Raw genomic sequence first — 19,722 nt, forward strand, 5'->3', positions numbered from 1 at the left:
GATGGGCGCCGAGGGCGCGGCCAACGTCATCTTCCGCCGCCAGATCGCCGATGCCGAGGACCCCGAGGCGATGCGGCACAGGATGGTCAAGGAGTACAAGGCCGAGCTCATGCACCCGTACTACGCGGCGGAGCGCGGTCTGGTCGACGACGTCATCGACCCGGCCGAAACCCGCGAGGTGCTCGTCAAGTCCCTGGCGATGCTGCACACCAAGCACGCAGACCTGCCGTCCCGCAAGCACGGCAACCCCCCGCAGTAACCCTGCGGAAACCTCTCTCACGGAGACTGACACCCATGGACAACGCTGACATCCGCGTCGAGAAGGGCCACGCCGAGCCCGAGGAGGTCGCCGCCATCACCGCGATCCTCCTGGCCCGTGCCGCCGCCCGCGGCTCCGCGCCCACGGCGACGCACCGTGGCCGCGCCAAGGCCGGCTGGCGCCGCCTGGAGCGTGAGCCGGGCTTCCGCGCTCCGCACAGCTGGCACTGAGCCCGTACGACGAAGAAGGGCCCCTCTCGGGAAGAGAGGGGCCCTTCCGCATGCGCTGCCCGACGTGCAATGCCCGCGGGACGCGGAAAGGGGCGCCCTCCTGAGGAGAGCGCCCCTTTCCGTGCGTACGGGTCCCGCTACCGCAGGCGCGCCATGAGCGCGTGCTCCACGAGCGTGATGAGCGCCGACTTGGCGTCCGCGCGGTGGCGGGCGTCCGTCGTGATGATCGGGGTGTCGGGGCCGATCTGCAGGGCCTCGCGCACCTCGTCCGGCTGGTACGGCTGGTTGCCGTCGAAGCCGTTGAGGGCGATGACGAACGGCAGCCCGCTGTTCTCGAAGTAGTCGACCGCCGGGAAGCAGTCGGCGAGACGGCGGGTGTCGACCAGGACGATGGCGCCGATGGCACCGCGCACCAGGTCGTCCCACATGAACCAGAACCGGTCCTGACCGGGCGTACCGAAGAGGTACAGGATCAGGTCCTGGTCCAGGGTGATACGGCCGAAGTCCATGGCGACCGTGGTGGTCGTCTTGTCCCCGGTGTGGGTGAGGTCGTCGATACCGGCCGACGCGGACGTCATGACGGCCTCTGTGCGCAGCGGGTTGATCTCCGAGACGGCGCCGACGAACGTGGTCTTGCCCACGCCGAAGCCGCCCGCCACCACGATCTTCGCGGAGGTGGTGGAGCGGGAAGGACCGCCGCTAGAGCTTGCGAAGTCCACTGAGCACCCTTTCGAGCAGTGTCACGTCTGGCTGGCCGCCGGCGTTCTCGTCGCCGCCGGGCTGATGGATGGCGACCAGGCCCGCCTCCGCCAAGTCGGCGACGAGGATCCTGGCCACGCCGAGTGGGATCGACAGCAGGGCCGAGACTTCGGCCACAGACTTGATCTCCCGGCAGAGGTTGCAGATCCGCTGATGCTCGGGCAGTTGGCCCTGCATCTGGTGCGGCTGCGCGGTGGTGTGCACCAGCGCCTCGATGGCGAGCTGGTACCGCGGGCGGGTCCGGCCGCCGGTCATGGCGTACGGACGCACCAAGGGGTTGTTCGACGCCCCGGCGGGCGCCGGCTCGGGACGACGCTGCGGCTGCACCGGCTGAATGCGCGGTGCCGGCGGCTGGTCGTACGGCGACGGGCCGGGACCCTGCGGCGCGTACGGCTGCCGGTGGCTCGGGGCGGAGGGGAAGTTGTACCGGTTCGCGGAACCGTCGTTCCGGCCCTGGGCAGGGCCGTACGACCAGTTGCCCGTATGAGAACCGCCTGGGGGTGTTGCCACTTTCTCTCCTCCTCCGACCGTGCCGGGCACCCATCTCTGTGGAGCCGCGTCCCGAAACCTTACGGCCCCGGGACGCGAAAACGCACCGTCTGATTGTCAGTTGAGAAGGCTTCCCTGGAGTTCGGCGCGCAGGTCCGGGGTAAGAACCGTGCCTGCGCGGTCGACCAGGAGTGCCATTTCGTACCCGATGAGGCCGATGTCCGCCTCGGGGTGGGCCAGGACGGCCAGCGACGAACCATCGGAAATGGACATGAGGAACAGGAATCCCCGCTCCATCTCCACAACCGTCTGATTCACGCTGCCACCCTCGAAGATCCGGGAGGCGCCTGCCGTCAGAGACGTCAGACCGGAGGCGACGGCCGCGAGCTGGTCGGCGCGGTCGCGGGGGAAGCCTTCGGACATCGCCAGAAGGAGTCCGTCGGCGGAGACCACCACCGTGTGGGACACCCCCGGGGTGTTGTCCACGAAGTTGGTGATCAACCAGTTCAGGTTCTGTGCCGCCTGGCTCATCGGGCTCACACTAACGCTCCTGGTTGTAGGTGCTGTCAGGACCGAAGCCCTGGCCGTTCGTTTCACTGCCTGCGTTGCGTCCGCGCTGGACACCTCGACGCAGGTTGCTCAGCCTGCCCCGGACGTCCTCCGGGGCGCGGGAGACCTGGGGGCCTCCCTGGGGGGTGGTCTCGGCGGCTCCCTCGACCAGGTTGGCCTTGGGTACCCGCCGCGGCAGACCGGAGGAGGTGACCCCGCCGGCCTTCGGCTTCCGGAGCTGCGAGGCCTGCTGCCACCGCTCGTCGTTCGCCGAACGCCAGCCGTTGTCACCGTTGTTCTGCGGTGCGGGGGCCGGCACGTCCTGGCGCACCCGCGCCGCGCCGTTCGAGCCGTTCGACCCGTTCGTGCCGCCCGCGATGGATCCGCGGCGGGGCAGCCCGGCGTCGGTCAGCTGGTGAGCGGCGTTGGAGGCCGGTCCCGGACGGTCGAAGCCTACGCGGTCCTGCTCATTCACGTCACCGGCCTGCGCCGATTCCGCTTCCGGAGCGTACTGGCCCGGGTAGCCGTTCTGGTAGCCACCCTGCTGCGGCCAGTCGTCCTGGTAGGACGGCTCCTCGTACGCCGGGAAGCCGTCGGCCGCGGTGCCGCGGGCGGCCGCGGACTCCTCCTGGGCCGACTCCGCATACCCGGGCTCGGGGTAGCCGCCGTTCGGGGCGTAGGCGTCGCGCTGCGGCAGGCCGCCGTTCGGCGCGAAGTACTGCTCGTCGTACGCGGGCTGCTGCCGCTCGTCGTACGACGTCTGCAGCTGCTCCTCGTACGCCGGCTGCGGTGCGTAGCCCGTCGGCTGCTCCTGGTAGCCCGTACCGCTTGTGTCGTACCCCTGCGGGGCGTCGAAGTCGTCGGCGTAGGCAGGAGCCTCGCCGCCCTCCAGGCCGGGCTGCTGGCCGTGCGACTGGGCCTCCAGCGCCGCGCGGCGCTCCTCACGCATCAGCGAGCGGCCCACCGGGTCCAGATCGCGGATGTCGTCGGGAACCTCGGTGTAACGGCTGTCGTCGAAGCCGAGCTCGGCCGCCGTGCGCATCGGCGCCTGCGGGAGCTGGTTGAAGCTCTCACCCTGGAACTGCTGCTCCGGGATGATCTGGGAGACCGTGAACTCCTCGCGGTTCAGCGACTGTTCGCCACCGCCACCGTGCGTGATCGCGTCCGGCAGCATGACCAGGGAGGTCGTGCCGGCCTGCTCGCCCGAGGGGCGGAGCTGGACGCGGATGCCGTGCCGGTCGGACAGCCGGCCGACCACGAACAGGCCCATGCGCTGGGAGATCGCGGCGTCCACCGTCGGCGGGTTGGCCAGCTTGTGGTTGATGTCCGCGAAGTCCTCGGCGGTCAGGCCGATGCCCTTGTCGTGGATCTCGATCATGACCCGACCGTCGGGGAGACGGGTGGCGGTGACGCGAACCTTGGTCTGCGGGGAGGAGAACGTCGTGGCGTTCTCCAGCAGCTCGGCCAGCAGGTGCACGAGGTCGGTGACCGCGCGGCCGTGGATCTCGGCCTCCGGGACGCCGGACAGCTCGATGCGCTCGTACTGCTCCACCTCGGAGGAGGCGGCGCGCAGGACGTCGACCAGCGGGACCGGCTGGTCCCAGCGGCGGCCGGGCTCCTCGCCCGCGAGGACGAGGAGGTTCTCGCCGTTGCGGCGCATACGGGTCGCGAGGTGGTCCAGGCGGAAGAGGTTCTCCAGCTGGTCCGGGTCGGCCTCGTTGTTCTCCAGGTCGGTGATCAGGGTCAGCTGGCCCTCGATCAGCGACTGGTTGCGGCGCGAGAGGTTGGTGAAGATCGCGTTGATGTTGCCCCGCAGCAGGGCCTGCTCGGCGGCGAGCCGGACGGCCTCGCGGTGGACCTGGTCGAAGGCCCGGGCGACCTCGCCGATCTCGTCCGTGGAGGTGATCGGGATGGGCGCCACGCGGGTGTCGACGCGGCCGGGGTCGGTGCGCGAGAGCTGGTCGACCAGCATCGGCAGGCGCTGCTCGGCGATGCCGAAGGCGGCGTTGCGCAGCTGGCGCATCGAGCGGCTCATCTGGCGGGCCACCAGGCCGGCCAGGATGAACGCGGCGAGCAGGGCGACCACGACCACGGCACCGGTGATGAACGCGGAGGTCTTGGCGTTGTCGGCGATGTCGGAGGCCTCGTTCACGGCCTTGTCCGCGAGATCGAACTCGATCTGGTGGTAGGCGTTGAACTTGAGCGTGTTGAACGCCCACCAGTTCTGCGCGGTGATGCCCTTGGTGGCGAGCCCGGCGCGGGTGGTGGTGCTGGTGTCGCTCAGGGTCGCAAGCGCCGAGATCATCTTGGTCGGGTCGGCCGGCGGCGGCACGTAGTTCGGGTCCTTGCCCTTGGCCGCCTCGACCATCGCCGCGCCGTCGGACCTGACCTTCGTCTCGGCCGTGTTCAGCTTCACCGTGTCGGCGTCGGTGCCACCGCCCTTGTACTCCTCGACGGCGATCCGCTCCAGGTAGGCGTACGAGGAGAGGGAGACCCGCTGGGTCGCCAGGTTCGGGGCGTCCGGGCCGGGCTTGATCAGCAGGTGCATGCCGATCGAGCGCTCCAGGGACAGGGCGGCCTTGGTCAGCGAGATGGCGTAGACGGTACGGCCGTAGGAGGTGATGTTGCCGGTGCCCAGTCCGAGTTCGTTGGCAAACTCCATCAGGGGGTGGGCGATGTCGACGTAGCCCTCTTCGGTCTGGACGCCGGTCACCTTCTTGCCGTAGGCGATCGCGCGCAGGTCCTGGAGCTTCGGCTCGCTCTCCCGGAACTGCTTCAGGCGGCGCTGCAGGCCCGCCTTCTGCGGCATGTTCTGCGCGGCCTGGTCGAAGGCGTCGGCGGCCTCGTCGGTCTTCTTGCGGATCGCGACGACGGTCGCGTCGTCCTGGCCCTTGCCCTGCAGCAGCGGGGCGGCGCTGACGTCACGCTCGACGTAGAGCGCGTCTGCGTATCCGAGGGCGGCACGCACCAGGCGCGCGGTGTTCTCCGCGTCCTGGGCCTCCTGCCAGGTGTCGATCGAGCTCTTCACCTGGAAGCCGCCCATGACGAGGCCGACCATCACGGGTATGAGCAGGATCGCGTTCAGCCTGGTCGGCACCCGCCAGTTGCGGGGGGAGAAGCGGCCGCCGCTCTTCGGGGGAGCGGCCACCGGCTCCGAGCCGGGCACAGGGGTGGGCGCCGCAGCGCGCGGCGGCGGGGTGAAGTTGCCCCGCGCCGACGGCTCGGGACCGTTCTTGCTTCGCCTCACTCGACCAACAACCTCTCGGCGGCGGGCACCTACGTCGTGCCGCAGTCTCTCAGAGCCCGGTGTGTCACAGACCACTGATGAGTACGTCTTTGACTATTGGGCAGTTCAGGCATTCCAGCACGTGGACCTGCGCACTTCCAAACAGTGGAAAGGGTCGATTCCCTGTGATGTAAGCCCTAGATAAATCGGTCATAAAGAGCGAGCCCCGTCAAAAGACGGGGCGTTTGTGGACGCAGCGATACCGCTTGACCGCGACGCGTGGCGATACCACCGGATTCCTCTGCCGAAACGTTATGAACACCGGAGCCGACCGTGTCAAAGGCCACAGCCGGCTCCGGTGTTGTTACGACAACTGCCGTACGGCACTCCCGACTTGAGTGCTACCTCAGCCGTGCCATGAGGGCGTGCTCGACCAGCGTGATCAGCGCGCTCTTGGCATCGGAGCGGTGGCGGGCGTCCGTCGTGATGATCGGGGTGTCCGGCCCGATCTGCAGCGCCTCACGCACCTCTTCCGGCTGGTAGGGCTGCTGCCCGTCGAAGCCGTTGAGCGCGACCACGAACGGCAGGCCCGAGTTCTCGAAGTAGTCGACCGCCGGGAAGCAGTCGGCCAGGCGCCGGGTGTCCACGAGCACCACCGCGCCGATGGCACCGCGCACCAGGTCGTCCCACATGAACCAGAACCGGTCCTGACCGGGCGTACCGAAGAGGTACAGGATCAGGTCCTGGTCCAGGGTGATACGGCCGAAGTCCATGGCGACCGTGGTGGTCGTCTTGTCCCCGGTGTGGGTGAGGTCGTCGATGCCCGCGCTCGCGGACGTCATCACGGCCTCCGTGCGCAGCGGGTTGATCTCGGAGACGGCGCCGACGAACGTGGTCTTGCCGACACCGAAGCCGCCCGCCACCACGATCTTCGCGGAGGTGGTGGCCCGGCCTCCGTCAGAGCTTGCGAAGTCCACTGAGCACCCTTTCGAGCAGCGTCACGTCCGGAGCGCCGCCGTTGTTCTCGTCGCCACCCGGCTGGTGGATGGCGACCAGGCCGGCCTCTGCGAGGTCGGCAACCAGGATCCGGGCCACACCGAGCGGCATGGCGAGCAGCGCCGACACCTCGGCCACGGACTTCACCTCGCGGCACAGGTGGCAGATGCGCTGGTGCTCCGGGAGCAGTCCCATGAGCGCTGCCGGGTCGGCCGTGGTGCTGATCAGTGCCTCGATGGCGAGCTGGTAGCGCGGCCGGGTCCGGCCACCGGTCATCGCATACGGACGTACCAGCGGCTGGTCGCCCTCATCCCCGTACGGCTCCGCGTACGGATCATGAGAGGCGGTGGGCGGGGTCATGAATCCTCCGGGCGGGACAGCAAGTGCTCGGTCAGTCGGGCCGTCTGTCGGGGCCGGTGGGGGGATTGTGTCGGCCGGACGGTGATTTGGTGAGGTGGGTGGTGCCGGGGCCGATCAGTGAAGCAGACTTCCTTGGAGCTCGGCGCGCAGGTCGGGCGTGAGTACCGCGCCCGCGCGGTCGACCAGCAGCGCCATCTCGTAGCCGACGAGGCCGATGTCGCACTCCGGGTGGGCCAGGACGGCCAGCGACGAGCCGTCCGAGACGGACATGAGGAAGAGAAACCCTCGTTCCATCTCGACGACCGTCTGCGCCACGTTGCCGCCCTCGAAGATCCGGGAGGCCCCGGCCGTCAGCGAGGTGAGCCCGGACGCGACCGCCGCGAGCTGGTCGGCGCGGTCGCGCGGGAAGCCTTCCGACATCGCCAGAAGGAGACCGTCGGCGGACACGACGACGGTGTGGGACACCCCGGGGGTGTTGTCCACGAAGTTGGTGATCAACCAGTTGAGATTCTGTGCCGCCTGGCTCATCTGGCTCAACTAACGCTCCTGCTGGTGAGTGGGGTTCGGGTAGCTGCCGGTCTGGCCGGGATTGGCCTGCCGACCCTGCGCGATTCCCCGACGGAGATTGGTCAGCCGGCCGCGTACGTCATCGGGCGCACGCGAGACCTGCGGACCGGTTTGGTGCTGTTGCTGCTGAGCCGTACCCGGGACGAGGTTCGCCCTGGGCACCCGGCGCGGCAGGCCGGAGGTGGTGACGCCGCCCGCGGCCGGCTGCCGTACGCGCTCTGCCTGCCGGACGAGTTCGTCGTTCGGCGAGCTGCGCCAGGAGCTGGTCACGGGACGCTGGGGGGCCGCGGAAGCGGCGGCGGGTGCGGGAGCCTGCGGCTGCTGCGGGGCCGGGGCGGGAGCCGAGCCGTTGCTCTGCTGCTGCCCCTGGCCGCCGCGGAACCAGTTGGTCTCCAGGGTGTCGTACAGCGGCGTACGGCCGTCACCGGGACTGCTGGCCGGCGGCAGGGCCTCCGGCTCGTGGCGGGCCGGACGCTGCTGCGGGGCCTGCGGACGCTGGGCGCCGAAGTCGCCGCCCTGTCCACCGCCCACCTGCGGCCGCTCGAACTGACCCGTGTTCTGGGCGTTGTTCGGCGCGGGGTTGTGACGTCCGGGCAAGGAGTGCTGCCCGGTGGAGCCGGAGTCGTACGCCTGCGGGGCCGCGAACTGGCCCGTGGAGGAGCCGTCCTGCTGCCCGCCCGGCGCACCGAAGATGTCGGAGCGGACGTACGCGTTGTTGCCCTGCTGGCCGTTCGCGCCGGGACGGGCGTACTGGCCGGTGGAACCGGGGTCGTACGACGGTGCCGCGGGGTACTGACCGGTGTTCTGGGCACCGCCGTTGAAGTCCGGGCGGGGGAACTCGCCGGTGGCGGAGGGACCCTGGGCGGCGTCTATCCGGGGGATCTCGGACGTCGAGCCGGGGCCCTGGCGGTCGTCCACGCGCGGCATGCGCGCGGTCTGCGAGGGGTCCTGCTCGTCGTGGCCGCGCGGGGTGTCCAGCGAGGCGTGGGAGAGCTGTCCGGTCTCGTTGCCCCAGCCCGCGGCCGACGCGCCCGCGCCGGGCAGCTCGGCCCGCGCACCGCCGCGCGGCGGCAGCTGACGGCCCTGGTCCGCGGCGTTGCCCGGACGCTGCGGCGCCGCGCCGCGGCCGCCGAACATGTCCTGCTGCGGGTTCTGCGCGGCACCCGGCGTCTGACCGCCGAAGGTACCGGCGCCGGCACCGGGCGGAGTCGAGCGGTTCTGCTGGGGGGCCGACGGACCCTGCGGGCCACGGGCCGCGCCCGGGGCACCCGGACGGCCGTTCTGGCCGGCGCCCGGAAGCGCGGCACGCGCGCCCTGGGCGGAGCCGACCTGGCCACGCGGGTTCGAGCCGAGGCCCGGACGTCCGCCGCCCGCACCGGCACCGAGAGCCCCGCCCGGGGCACCCGCGCCGAGCACGCCGCCGCCCTGGCCGCCGCCCCGACGGGCCGCGGCCGCACCGGCCGCTGCCTGCGCGACGGCCGGACCGCCGGTGGGCGCGGGGGCGCCGGGCTTGCCCGCGGCCGGCTTCTTGCCGCCCTGGGCGACGTCGACGGGCAGCATGACCAGCGCGGTCGTACCACCGGAGTCGGACGGGCGCAGCTGGATGCGGATGCCGTGACGCTGCGACAGACGACCGACCACGAACAGACCCATTCGGCGGGACACCGAGACGTCCACGGTGGGCGGCGAGGCGAGCCGCTCGTTGATCGCCGCGAGGTCCTCGGGGGAGAGGCCGATGCCCGTGTCGTGGATCTCGATCAGCACGCGGCCGTCGGGCAGCGCGTGACCGGTGACCTTGACCTTGGTCTGCGGCGAGGAGAACGAGGTCGCGTTCTCCAGCAGCTCGGCGAGGAGGTGCACGAGGTCGTTGACCACGCGGCCGGCCACTTCGGTGGTCGGCACGGAGGCCAGCTCGATGCGCTCGTACTGCTCCACCTCGGACGCGGCGGCGCGGAGCACGTCGACCAGCGGGACCGGACGGGTCCAGCGGCGACCGGGCTCTTCACCGGCGAGAACGAGGAGGTTTTCGCCGTTACGGCGCATGCGGGTCGCGAGGTGGTCGAGCTTGAACAGCGAGGACAGCTGGTCCGGGTCGGCCTCGCGGGACTCCAGCTCGGAGATGAGCGAGAGCTGGCGCTGGATAAGACCCTGGGAGCGGCGCGAGAGGTTCGTGAACATCGCGTTGACGTTGCCCCGCAGAAGGGCCTGCTCGGCGGCGAGGCGGACCGCCTCGCGGTGCACGTCGTCGAAGGCCGCGGCCACCTGGCCGATCTCGTCCCGGGAGTGCACACCGACCGACTCCACGGACGTGTCGACGTCCTGCGGGTCGGACTCGGAGAGCTGCTTGACCAGCTCGGGCAGGCGGTCCTGGGCGACCTTGGTGGCGGTCTCCTGCAGGCGGCGCAGCGAGCGGATCATGGAGCGGGCCACGACGAAGGCGCCGACGAGCGACACGCCGAGGACGATGAGGATCAGGACACCGGAGATGATCGCGTCGCGCTCGGTGGCGTTACGCAGCTCGCGGGCCTTCTGCTCCATGTCCTCGAGCAGCGTGTGCTCGATCTTCTTCATCTGCTCGATCTTGGTCGAGCTGTCGTCCACCCAGTCGCGGTAGGAGCGCTTGGGCTGGTCCTTGAGGCCCTCCGAGCCGCCGAGCGCACGCTTGGCGTAGGTGTCCGCGGACTCGATCGTCGGGTTGCCCTCGTCGATCGGCTTGAGGAGCTCGGCGGCGTTGCCGGAGTAGATCTTCCGGAAGATGGTGACTTCGGAGTTCTCGCTGGACAGCGCCGACTGGGCGTAGAGCCGGTCGTTCTCCGAGATGTGGCCGGCCTCGGTGTTGTTGTCGGGCAGGGCCGCGGCGACGACGGCGCGCTGCACGGACGCGTACTCCTTGGCGGTGGAGAACGCCGCCAGGGCGCGGGTGCGCTGGATCATCTCCGGGTTGCTGGACGCCTCCGCCATGTCCTGCGAGAGGTCGACCAGCTGGGTGATCAGGCGGTGGTAGGCCTCGACCGTCTGCGTCGAGTTGTTCTTGGACTGGTAGGCCGACCGGCGGATCTTGGCCAGCTGGTCCAGCTGTCCGGCCAGACCGACGAGGCTGTCACGGACGCCCTGGAGCTGGCCCGCCTTGCTCGCCGCGTCGATCTCCTCGGACGCGTTGAGGAAGTTCTCCTTCGCGCGGTCCGTCTTGTCCTGGTAGCCCTTGACTGTGTAGTCGGTCGCCTTCAGGCCGTGCGCCAGCGGACCGGCGGACTGGTCGCGCTCCTCCTGGAGCGCGGCGGCCAGTTCGGTGGCCTGCTTGGTCATGTCCGTCAGCAGCTTCATGTTGTCGAGCTGCTGGATGTCGTCCATGGAGTCGCTGATGCGCAGCGCACCCAGCGAGGTGGCCGCGACCACGGGGAGCGCGAGCAGCGACACCAGACGCGTGGAGATGCGCCAGTTGCGCAGGGCTATGCGCGGTCCGGGGCCGGTCGGTCCCTTGGTGGACTTTGCCGGCGGTATGGATTTCGGGGCGCCCGACGGCGTCGGGGCGCCGGGGCGCCCACCGCCGTCACCGGACTGGGTCGGGCCCGGGTTCTGGGCGTGCTGGGGCGAGGAACCGCGGTCGGTCCCGCCATGCGGCTCCGGCTCCGCCGAAGCACTGCCATCCCTCTTGAAACGTCCCTGCACTAGCGTCGCAACCTCTGGACCAGGCACCCCTCCGCGCGAACGGAAGGACACGGTGTCGGCGTTGTGGGGGACGCCCTGAATGCGCCCCCCGGGTGGTCGTGAGTGACCGGCGCTGGACTCCCCCTGCCTCGCCGCCACCCGGCGCTGGTAGCGCCCTGTGCGCCGGCTCGATCCTGCGGCGGTCCGTGGAATTCCAGCACAGTGCCGGATCTCCAACAAGGGCCGTGGACCGAGCTGTGACCTGAGTGACACGGAGTGAGTGATGCGTTACGAGACGTGGAAATTGATCTCGTACATAGCGGGCATATCCCTGTGAATTACTGGAGTTGGCCGGGTGTCCCAGTCGCCATGATCAGGAGCGGAATGATGGCTTCAGGGGGGCAATGTCCGTTTCGTTGTCATGAGTTGCGGGCCGGAATTGACCGGTTTGCCCGCGAGGTCGTGAGCAAACTCACACGCCAACCACGGCCACTTCGCGTCTTCGGCGGCGAATTGAATGTTTAGCCTGGCGCTTGACAAGACGCGTGCCTTTGTAAATCAGCACCCACACAGGACAGGGCCCAGGACAACCGTGAAGACGACGATGATGTTCCGCACCATAGCCAACCCGCGTCGCACGACTCTGGCGCACCTCGACGGCGCCGACGACCTGCAGACCCCGGAGCAGCCGGAGCACTCCGTCGACCTGCCCGCCCAGACCGCGAACCCCAGGCGCACCATCCTGGAGGAGGTCCCGGTGACCGCCGCCGTCGCGCAGTAGTACGGCCGCCGGCCGCCGAATGCTCAAGGCGGCCGCGACCGAAGTCCGGGGCGCCCCCGCAGGAGGGGCGCCCTTTCGGCGTCCGCGCCCGTGGCCCGGGGAATATGGGCGGGGCCCGGCCCCTTTGCCGCGTTAGCCTGGAGCGTCAGACTCCAGCCGGCTCGGTTTCTCAGGTAAGGGGCGCAAGGATCCCGTGCGCATCGCCAGGTTCTCCATCGACGGGAACGTCGCCTTCGGCGCGGTCGAGGGCGAGAAGCAGGACGAACTCGTCCTCGACATCATCAAGGGCATTCCGTTCGCCGACTTCGAGCTCTCCGGTACGAAGGTGCCGCTGAGCAAGGTCAGGCTGCTCCCGCCGGTGCTTCCCAACAAGGTCGTGGCCTTCGGCCGCAACTACGCGGAGCACGCGAAGGAGCTGGGCAACGAGGTCCCGGACGCCCCCTTCGCCTTCTTCAAGCCGTCCACCTCGGTGATCGGCTCCGGCGACGAGATCCAGTACCCCTCCTTCTCCGAGGAGCTGCACCACGAGGCCGAGCTGGCCGTCGTCATCGGCCGGCTGTGCCGTGAGGTCCCCCGGGACCGCGTCAAGGACGTGATCTTCGGCTACACCTGCGCCAACGACGTCACCGCCCGCGACGTGCAGCGACGCGAGAAGCAGTGGGCGCGGGCCAAGGGCTTCGACACCGCCTGCCCGCTCGGCCCCTGGGTCGAGACCGACCTGGACCTCGCCGCCGCGTCCGACCTGACCATCCAGCTCACGGTCAACGGCGAGCAGCGCCAGCTGGGCCGGACGAGCGAGATGATCCACTCCATCGAGGACCTGATCGTCAACATCTCCGAGGCCATGACGCTGCTCCCCGGCGACGTGATCCTCACCGGCACCCCGGCTGGGGTCGGCCCCCTGCACGTCGGCGACGAGGTCGCCGTCACCATCGAAGGCATCGGCACTCTCACCAACAAGGTTGTCAAGCGTGGCTAGCGCATCCTCCCCCAAGCTCTCGGCTCCGCTCGGGCAGGGGGGACCCCCATCCCCCGTACGCGTACGTTTCTGCCCCTCGCCCACCGGTAACCCCCATGTGGGCCTGGTCCGCACCGCCCTGTTCAACTGGGCGTTCGCCCGGCACCACCAGGGCACTCTGGTCTTCCGTATCGAGGACACCGACGCGGCCCGCGACTCCGAGGAGTCGTACAACCAGCTGCTCGACGCGATGCGCTGGCTGGGCTTCGACTGGGACGAGGGCCCCGAGGTCGGCGGCCCGCACGCGCCGTACCGGCAGTCGCAGCGCATGGACCTCTACAAGGAGGTCGCCCAGAAGCTGCTCGACGCCGGCCACGCCTACCGCTGCTACTGCTCCCAGGACGAGCTGGACACCCGCCGCGAGGCCGCCCGCGCCGTCGGCAAGCCCTCCGGCTACGACGGCCACTGCCGCGACCTGGGCGCCGAGCAGGTCGCTCAGTACGAGGCCCAGGGCCGCACCCCGATCGTCCGCTTCCGGATGCCCGACGAGACGATCACCTTCACCGACCTGGTCCGCGGCGAGCTGACCTTCACCCCGGAGAACGTGCCGGACTACGGCATCGTCCGCGCGAACGGCGCCCCGCTGTACACGCTGGTGAACCCGGTCGACGACGCGCTGATGGAGATCACCCACGTCCTGCGCGGCGAGGACCTGCTCTCCTCCACCCCGCGACAGATCGCCCTGTACAAGGCGCTGATCGAGCTCGGCATCGCCCAGCGGATCCCGGCCTTCGGGCACCTGCCGTACGTGATGGGCGAGGGCAACAAGAAGCTGTCCAAGCGCGACCCGCAGTCGTCGCTGAACCTCTACCGCGAGCGCGGCTTCCTTCCGGAGGGCCTGCTCAACTACCTGTCGCTCCTCGGCTGGTCGCTCTCGGCCGACCAGGACATCTTCTCGATCGACGAGATGGTCGCGGCCTTCGACGTCACCGACGTGAACCCCAACCCGGCCCGCTTCGACCTGAAGAAGGCCGAGGCGATCAACGCCGACCACATCCGCCTGCTCGACGTGAAGGACTTCACGGAGCGCTGCCGGCCGTGGCTGACGGCCCCGTTCGCCTCCTGGGCGCCGGAGGCCTTCGACGAGACGAAGTGGCAGGCCGTCGCCCCGCACGCGCAGACCCGCCTCAAGGTCCTCTCCGAGATCACCGAGAACGTCGACTTCCTGTTCCTGGCCGAGCCGGTCTTCGACGAGGCGAGCTGGACGAAGGCCATGAAGGAGGGCTCGGACGCCCTGCTGCGCACGGCCCGCGAGCAGCTGGACGCGGCCGACTGGAACTCCGCCGAGTCCCTGAAGGAGGCCGTCCTGGCCGCCGGCGAGGCGCACGGCCTCAAGCTCGGCAAGGCCCAGGCCCCGGTCCGGGTGGCCGTCACCGGCCGCACGGTCGGCCTGCCCCTCTTCGAGTCCCTGGAGATCCTGGGCAAGGAGAAGACGCTGGCCCGCATCGACGCGGCGCTGGCGAAGCTCGCCGCATAGCGCTCACACAGGAGGGCGGCGTCCGGTTCGGGCGCCGCCCTTCGCGCATCCACCGACCCGTCACCCGGCCTCGCCGCTGGCCCAGATGGAGACGCAGGTCTACTCGCCCTCCGCGATCAGCGGGGCCGACCCCTGGGCGCCCGTGTGGCAGTCGAACAAGCCGTCGACCTGGACCCTGACCCTGTCGGGCCGGCGCTGACACTGTCCGGCTCGACGACCCTGGGCTGACCGCGCGTCGAGGAGGGTACGGTCGGAGCATGAGCATTCATGCCGTGGTCTGGGACGTGGACGACACCCTCTTCGACTACACGACCGCGGACCGCGAGGGCATGCGCTCCCATCTGGCGGCCGAGGGCCTGCTCCACGGGTACGACACCCCGGAGCAGGCCCTTCTGCGGTGGCGGGAGATCACCGATCAGCAGTGGGCCCGGTTCTCGGCGGGGGAGGCGACGTTCGAGGGCCAGCGGCGCGACCGCGTACGGGTGTTCCTGGGCGCGGAGCTCACCGACGACGAGGCCGACGCCTGGTTCGGGCGATACATCGGTCACTACGAGGCGGCCTGGGCCCTGTTCCCGGACGTCCTGCCCGTCCTCGACCTCCTCGCCCGCAGCCACCGGCACGCGGTGCTGTCCAACTCCAGCCTCACCGTCCAGGACCGCAAGCTGCGCGTCCTCGGCGTGCACAGCCGCTTCGAGGCCATCCTGTGCGCGGCCGAACTGGGCGTCTCCAAGCCCGAGGCCGAGGCGTTCCTCGCCGCCTGCGACGCCCTGAAGCTCGCCCCGCACCAGGTGGCGTACGTCGGCGACCATCCGGAGATCGACGGGCGCGGCGCCGCAGAGGCGGGTCTGCTGTCGGTCTGGATCGACCGTGACGGCGCGTACACCAGCGGTGATGCGCCCACCGGCCGGCACCGGATCGCCTCGCTCGCCGAACTCCCCGCGATCCTTGGCGCGGATACCCGTTTTGGAGCCCCGTCCACCTTCAGGTAATGTTCTTCCTGCGCCGCCGGGGAGCGGGCCGAGAGGCCGGAAACCGGGGGAGCAAACTAGAACAAGATCCCCTCAGGGGCTTGCGTTCCAGTGGCCTATGGTGTAATTGGCAGCACGACTGATTCTGGTTCAGTTAGTCTTGGTTCGAGTCCAGGTAGGCCAGCTCGCAGAGCTCATCTGCAACCAGCGGATCACATCCGCAAGCCCCCGTTGTGTAGCGGCCTAGCACGCTGCCCTCTCAAGGCAGTAGCGCCGGTTCGAATCCGGTCGGGGGTACAGATCCTTCCCGCGAGGACAGTCAGGGTAGCTCCCGCTGACCTCGATGCAGGATCGCTAGGGCCCCCGTTGTGTAGCGGCCTAGCACGCCGCCCTCTCAAGGCGGTAGCGCCGGTTCGAATCCGGTCGGGGGTACTGCTGGTCTAAACCACATTGGTCTATGGTGTAATTGGCAGCACGACTGATTCTGGTTCAGTTAGTCTTGGTTCGAGTCCAGGTAGACCAGCTCGGATCCGCGGAAACGTGTGATCCTCGCCCCCGTTGTGTAGCGGCCTAGCACGCCGCCCTCTCAAGGCGGTAGCGCCGGTTCGAATCCGGTCGGGGGTACAGAACGAAGGCCCTTCGCTTCGGCGGAGGGCCTTCGGCGTGTCCGGGGACCGGAGGCCGGGGGCTACTCGAAGCCGTAGCGCCGTGCCGACTCCTCCTCCTGGGCCAGCCGGTGCAGTGCCTGGAGCAGCGGTTCGGCGAGGATCGCCCCGAGGACGGCCGTCTCCACCTTCTCGGCCTCCGACGGATGCGTCTCCACGAAGTCCAGGTCGAGCACGGCCGCCCGGTGCATCAACTGCGCGTACGCGACCAGCCGTTCGGACTCCCAGTCGTAGCCGAGCCGCCGGAGCGCGGCCACCGCCACCACCAGCGAGCGGTACGCGGGGGAGAGGGTGACCAGAGCCTGCGCGTTCGCCCAGCCCAGCGTCCGCAGCAGTTCGCCCACTTCTTGGTGCGCGGCCCGGACGTACTCGTCCTCCTCGTCCGGCTCGCTCACCTGGGGCAGTGCCCACAGGGCGGCCCCCATCCGGATCGTCCGGCCGAGCGACTCGTCGTCGACGTGCTTCAGCACCTCGCGCACCGTGGCCACTGGCACCCGGCCGACCTGGATCATCGCCCGCACCAGGCGCAGCCGGCGCAGGTGCTCCTCGTCGTACTCGGCCGTCGTGGTGTTGACCTGGCGGCCCGCCGGCAACAGCCCTTCGCGCAGGTAGTACTTGATCGTCGCGGTGGACACACCGCTGCGCCGACTCAGCTCGCCAAGCCGCATGTCTTGCGCCCTTCCTTGGTAAGTGCCACTATCCAAGCACCGCCGAGAAGGATAGTGCCGCTATCCGATAGGGGATCCGGAGGCTCGTGATGGTCGTGAAGCCGGTGCCCGGGCGCACCACCGCCGCGGTGGACGGGGACGCCGTGGTGCTCCTGATCGGCATGCGCGTCAACCACTTCTGGGCGGTGCACCAGTGGGTGCCGGTCATGGTGTCGATGCTCCGCATGCTGAAGGAGCTCGGACGGGACGCCGAGCGGGGGCTGCTGGGGCACGTACTGCTGACGGCCTCGCCGCGGACGTACTACGTCGTCCAGTACTGGGAGTCCAAGGAGAAGCTCTACGCGTACGCGCACTCGCCCGACATGTTCCACCACCGGGCGTGGGCGATCATCAACCGCAAGGAGCGGGCGGGGAAGATGCGCGGGCACGTCGGGCTGTGGCACGAGACGTATGTCGTGCCCGAGGGGTCGCACGAGTCGATCTACGCCGACATGCCGGCCTTCGGCCTCGCGGCGGCGCACGGCCAGGTCCCGGTCGAGGCGCGGGGGCGCTATGCCAAGGACCGCTTCGCGCACCGCTCGGCCGGGGCCAGCGAGGAGACGCGTTGACGGGCCGGGCCGGCATGCCGGTCGGCGAGCCCGACCGGCGAGGGGGACGGGGGACCGGGGAGGGCCTGCCGCGGCGTTGAGGCCGGCCTTCCCCGGGAGCGTCCCTGATCCGGTGGTCAGCCGGAGCGGCGCAGGGCCTCGGACAGGCGCGCGGCGGCGTCGATGACCGCCTGCGCGTGCATACGGCCCGGGTGGCGGGTCAGGCGCTCGATCGGACCGGAGACGGACACGGCGGCCACCACGCGGTTGGAGGGGCCGCGCACCGGCGCGGAGACGGACGCGACGCCCGGCTCCCGCTCGCCGATGGACTGGGCCCAGCCGCGCCGCCGTACACCCGACAGGGCCGTCGCCGTGAAACGGGCGCCCTGCAGGCCCCGGTGCAGGCGCTCCGGCTCCTCCCAGGCCATCAGGATCTGCGCGGACGAGCCCGCCTTCATCGTGAGGGTCGAACCGACCGGGACGGTGTCCCGCAGGCCGGACAGGCGTTCCGCCGCGGCCACGCAGATGCGCATGTCACCCTGGCGTCGGTAGAGCTGCGCGCTCTCGCCGGTGACGTCACGCAGGTGCGTGAGCACGGGGCCCGCCGTGGCCAGCAGGCGGTCCTCGCCCGCCGCCGCGGCCAGCTCGGCGAGCCGCGGGCCGAGAATGAAACGGCCCTGCATGTCGCGAGCCACCATGCGGTGGTGTTCCAAAGCCACGGCAAGGCGGTGTGCCGTGGGTCTTGCCAGTCCGGTGGCCCCGACCAGTCCCGCGAGGGTGGCCGGGCCGGACTCCAGAGCGCTCAGGACGAGGGCCGCCTTGTCCAGAACGCCGACGCCGCTACTGTTGTCCATGCAACGATACTCACGTCTCACTCTGTGAAACGCAAGTTCAATTTTCGGTGAGACGCGCAACCCTTGTAAGCACAACGGCCCGAGCACCGAACGGGCCGGGCGGCGAGTGCCCGTGAACAGGGGCGCGGGCGCTGCCTCCTCAAGATCTCTAGTTGGGCCGGCGCACCATGGCCGGCCGAAGGGAAAGCGATGGGTAGGACACTCGCGGAGAAGGTCTGGGACGACCACGTCGTCCGGCGCGCCGAGGGCGAGCCCGACCTCCTCTTCATCGATCTGCACCTGCTGCACGAGGTGACCAGCCCGCAGGCCTTCGACGGGCTCCGCCAGAACGGCCGCCAGGTGCGCCGCCTCGACCTCACCATCGCGACCGAGGACCACAACACCCCGACCCTCGACATCGACAAGCCCATCGCGGACCCGGTCTCCCGCGCCCAGCTGGAGACGCTGCGCAAGAACTGCGCCGACTTCGGCGTCCGGCTGCACCCGCTGGGCGACGTCGAGCAGGGCGTCGTCCACGTCGTGGGCCCGCAGCTGGGCCTGACCCAGCCCGGCACCACCGTCGTCTGCGGCGACTCGCACACCTCCACGCACGGCGCCTTCGGCGCGCTGGCGTTCGGCATCGGCACCTCCCAGGTGGAGCACGTGCTGGCCACCCAGACGCTGCCGCTGGCCCGCCCCAAGACCATGGCCATCACCGTCGAGGGCGAGCTGCCCGAGGGCGTGACCGCCAAGGACCTGATCCTGGCGATCATCGCCAAGATCGGTACGGGCGGCGGCCAGGGCTACATCCTGGAGTACCGCGGCTCCGCCGTCGAGAAGCTCTCGATGGAGGCCCGGATGACCATCTGCAACATGTCGATCGAGGCCGGTGCCCGCGCGGGCATGATCGCCCCCGACGAGACGACCTTCGCGTACATCAAGGGCCGTGCCCACGCCCCCGAGGGCGAGGACTGGGACGCCGCCGTGGCGTACTGGAAGACCCTGAGGACGGACGAGGACGCGGTCTTCGACGCCGAGGTCGTCATCCACGCCGACGAGCTGTCGCCGTTCGTCACCTGGGGCACCAACCCCGGCCAGGGCGCGCCGCTTTCGGCGCAGGTCCCCGACCCGGCTTCGTACGAAGACGCTTCGGAGCGCCTGGCCGCCGAAAAGGCCCTGGAATACATGGGGTTGGAGGCCGGTCAGGCGCTGCGCTCCATCAACGTGGACACCGTCTTCGTAGGTTCCTGCACCAACGGCCGCATCGAGGACCTGCGTGCCGCCGCCGACATCCTGCGGGAGCGTAAAGTCGCCGACGGCGTACGGATGCTGGTCGTCCCGGGCTCCGCGCGGGTCGGTCTGCAGGCCGTCTCCGAGGGCTTGGACGTGGTCTTCAAGGAGGCCGGCGCCGAGTGGCGGCACGCGGGCTGTTCGATGTGCCTGGGCATGAACCCGGACCAGCTGGCCCCGGGTGAGCGCTCCGCGTCCACCTCCAACCGCAACTTCGAGGGCCGGCAGGGCAAGGGCGGGCGTACGCACCTGGTGTCGCCGCAGGTCGCGGCCGCGACCGCCGTCCTGGGCCACCTGGCCTCCCCGGCCGACCTGGCCGACGCAACCGCCGCCCCCGCTGGAGTCTGAGAGT

18 protein-coding genes and 5 tRNA genes are annotated in these 19,722 nt (G+C 70.0%); 13 read left to right on the top strand and 10 right to left on the bottom strand.

From position 1 onward, the window contains the following. A partial coding sequence (locus IPZ69_RS14620) for a carboxyl transferase domain-containing protein (RefSeq protein WP_308407464.1) occupies positions 1-259 on the top strand: 259 nt, incomplete at its 5' end. Positions 260-294: 35 nt separating this feature from the next. Further along, positions 295-489, top strand: a complete 195-nt coding sequence (locus IPZ69_RS14625; protein WP_235454557.1) for an acyl-CoA carboxylase subunit epsilon — start codon at positions 295-297, stop codon at positions 487-489. Between the two features lie 137 nt (positions 490-626). Here the strand turns inward: IPZ69_RS14625 and IPZ69_RS14630 are convergent, their stop codons facing one another. The 8 genes from IPZ69_RS14630 to IPZ69_RS14665 all read right to left on the bottom strand — a co-directional run bounded on the left by IPZ69_RS14630 (position 627) and on the right by IPZ69_RS14665 (position 11,104). Further along, positions 627-1,208 (bottom strand): GTP-binding protein, encoded by a 582-nt coding sequence (locus IPZ69_RS14630; RefSeq protein WP_071369867.1) that lies wholly within the window; start codon positions 1,206-1,208, stop codon positions 627-629. After that, complete coding sequence (locus IPZ69_RS14635) at positions 1,189-1,758, bottom strand: DUF742 domain-containing protein (RefSeq protein WP_235454558.1); 570 nt, start codon at positions 1,756-1,758, stop codon at positions 1,189-1,191. Before IPZ69_RS14635 ends, IPZ69_RS14630 begins: the two co-directional genes overlap by 20 nt. A gap of 96 nt (positions 1,759-1,854) precedes the next feature. After that, complete coding sequence (locus IPZ69_RS14640; RefSeq protein WP_030948713.1) at positions 1,855-2,268, bottom strand: roadblock/LC7 domain-containing protein; 414 nt, start codon at positions 2,266-2,268, stop codon at positions 1,855-1,857. A gap of 10 nt (positions 2,269-2,278) precedes the next feature. Beyond that, complete coding sequence (locus IPZ69_RS14645; RefSeq protein WP_235454559.1) at positions 2,279-5,533, bottom strand: nitrate- and nitrite sensing domain-containing protein; 3,255 nt, start codon at positions 5,531-5,533, stop codon at positions 2,279-2,281. A gap of 380 nt (positions 5,534-5,913) precedes the next feature. After that, positions 5,914-6,489, bottom strand: coding sequence for a GTP-binding protein (locus IPZ69_RS14650; RefSeq protein ID WP_030793795.1), 576 nt, complete (start codon positions 6,487-6,489; stop codon positions 5,914-5,916). After that, the gene (locus IPZ69_RS14655; RefSeq protein WP_019058642.1) at positions 6,470-6,868 is read right to left on the bottom strand and encodes a DUF742 domain-containing protein; all 399 of its coding nucleotides are present in this window, start codon (positions 6,866-6,868) and stop codon (positions 6,470-6,472) included. The genes IPZ69_RS14650 and IPZ69_RS14655 overlap by 20 nt, the downstream gene beginning before the upstream one ends. Positions 6,869-6,982: 114 nt before the next feature. Then, on the bottom strand, positions 6,983-7,396 hold the full coding sequence (locus IPZ69_RS14660; RefSeq protein ID WP_003973453.1) for a roadblock/LC7 domain-containing protein: 414 nt from the start codon (positions 7,394-7,396) through the stop codon (positions 6,983-6,985). 9 nt (positions 7,397-7,405) lie between these two features. Next, a complete protein-coding gene (locus IPZ69_RS14665; protein WP_235454560.1) occupies positions 7,406-11,104 on the bottom strand; it encodes a sensor histidine kinase in 3,699 nt (1,232 codons plus the stop codon). Between the two features lie 571 nt (positions 11,105-11,675). Here IPZ69_RS14665 and IPZ69_RS14670 point away from each other — a divergent pair. The 9 genes from IPZ69_RS14670 to IPZ69_RS14710 all read left to right on the top strand — a co-directional run bounded on the left by IPZ69_RS14670 (position 11,676) and on the right by IPZ69_RS14710 (position 15,951). After that, positions 11,676-11,864: a hypothetical protein gene (locus tag IPZ69_RS14670; protein WP_235454561.1), complete on the top strand. Its 189-nt coding sequence runs from the start codon at positions 11,676-11,678 to the stop codon at positions 11,862-11,864. Between the two features lie 193 nt (positions 11,865-12,057). Beyond that, on the top strand, positions 12,058-12,843 hold the full coding sequence (locus IPZ69_RS14675) for a fumarylacetoacetate hydrolase family protein (RefSeq protein ID WP_235454562.1): 786 nt from the start codon (positions 12,058-12,060) through the stop codon (positions 12,841-12,843). After that, positions 12,836-14,359, top strand: a complete 1,524-nt coding sequence (gene gltX, locus IPZ69_RS14680) for a glutamate--tRNA ligase (RefSeq protein ID WP_235454563.1) — start codon at positions 12,836-12,838, stop codon at positions 14,357-14,359. The genes IPZ69_RS14675 and gltX overlap by 8 nt, the downstream gene beginning before the upstream one ends. Positions 14,360-14,616: 257 nt before the next feature. Further along, entirely contained in the window at positions 14,617-15,348 is a 732-nt protein-coding gene (locus IPZ69_RS14685) for an HAD family hydrolase (protein WP_235454564.1), read from the top strand. A gap of 91 nt (positions 15,349-15,439) precedes the next feature. After that, a tRNA-Gln gene (locus IPZ69_RS14690) sits at positions 15,440-15,511 on the top strand. Positions 15,512-15,551: 40 nt separating this feature from the next. Then, a tRNA-Glu gene (locus IPZ69_RS14695) sits at positions 15,552-15,624 on the top strand. Positions 15,625-15,686: 62 nt separating this feature from the next. Further along, positions 15,687-15,759, top strand: a tRNA-Glu gene (locus IPZ69_RS14700). A 19-nt stretch (positions 15,760-15,778) separates the two neighbouring features. Next, positions 15,779-15,850, top strand: a tRNA-Gln gene (locus IPZ69_RS14705). A gap of 28 nt (positions 15,851-15,878) precedes the next feature. Next, a tRNA-Glu gene (locus IPZ69_RS14710) sits at positions 15,879-15,951 on the top strand. Between the two features lie 64 nt (positions 15,952-16,015). Here the strand turns inward: IPZ69_RS14710 and IPZ69_RS14715 are convergent. After that, positions 16,016-16,660: a MerR family transcriptional regulator gene (locus IPZ69_RS14715; RefSeq protein WP_235454565.1), complete on the bottom strand. Its 645-nt coding sequence runs from the start codon at positions 16,658-16,660 to the stop codon at positions 16,016-16,018. A gap of 89 nt (positions 16,661-16,749) precedes the next feature. Here IPZ69_RS14715 and IPZ69_RS14720 point away from each other — a divergent pair, with 89 nt between their 5' ends. Further along, positions 16,750-17,268, top strand: a complete 519-nt coding sequence (locus IPZ69_RS14720) for a DUF4188 domain-containing protein (RefSeq protein WP_235454566.1) — start codon at positions 16,750-16,752, stop codon at positions 17,266-17,268. A 116-nt stretch (positions 17,269-17,384) separates the two neighbouring features. Here IPZ69_RS14720 and ndgR read toward each other — a convergent pair whose 3' ends face one another. Beyond that, positions 17,385-18,101, bottom strand: a complete 717-nt coding sequence (gene ndgR / locus IPZ69_RS14725) for an IclR family transcriptional regulator NdgR (protein ID WP_009320373.1) — start codon at positions 18,099-18,101, stop codon at positions 17,385-17,387. A gap of 189 nt (positions 18,102-18,290) precedes the next feature. Between ndgR and leuC the strand changes: the two genes are divergently transcribed. After that, complete coding sequence (gene leuC, locus IPZ69_RS14730) at positions 18,291-19,718, top strand: 3-isopropylmalate dehydratase large subunit (protein WP_235454567.1); 1,428 nt, start codon at positions 18,291-18,293, stop codon at positions 19,716-19,718. The last annotated feature ends 4 nt before the right edge of the window (positions 19,719-19,722 follow it).

Origin of the sequence: Streptomyces olivochromogenes, from assembly GCF_021538895.1 — a bacterium.
GTDB classification, from domain to species: domain Bacteria; phylum Actinomycetota; class Actinomycetes; order Streptomycetales; family Streptomycetaceae; genus Streptomyces; species Streptomyces olivochromogenes_A.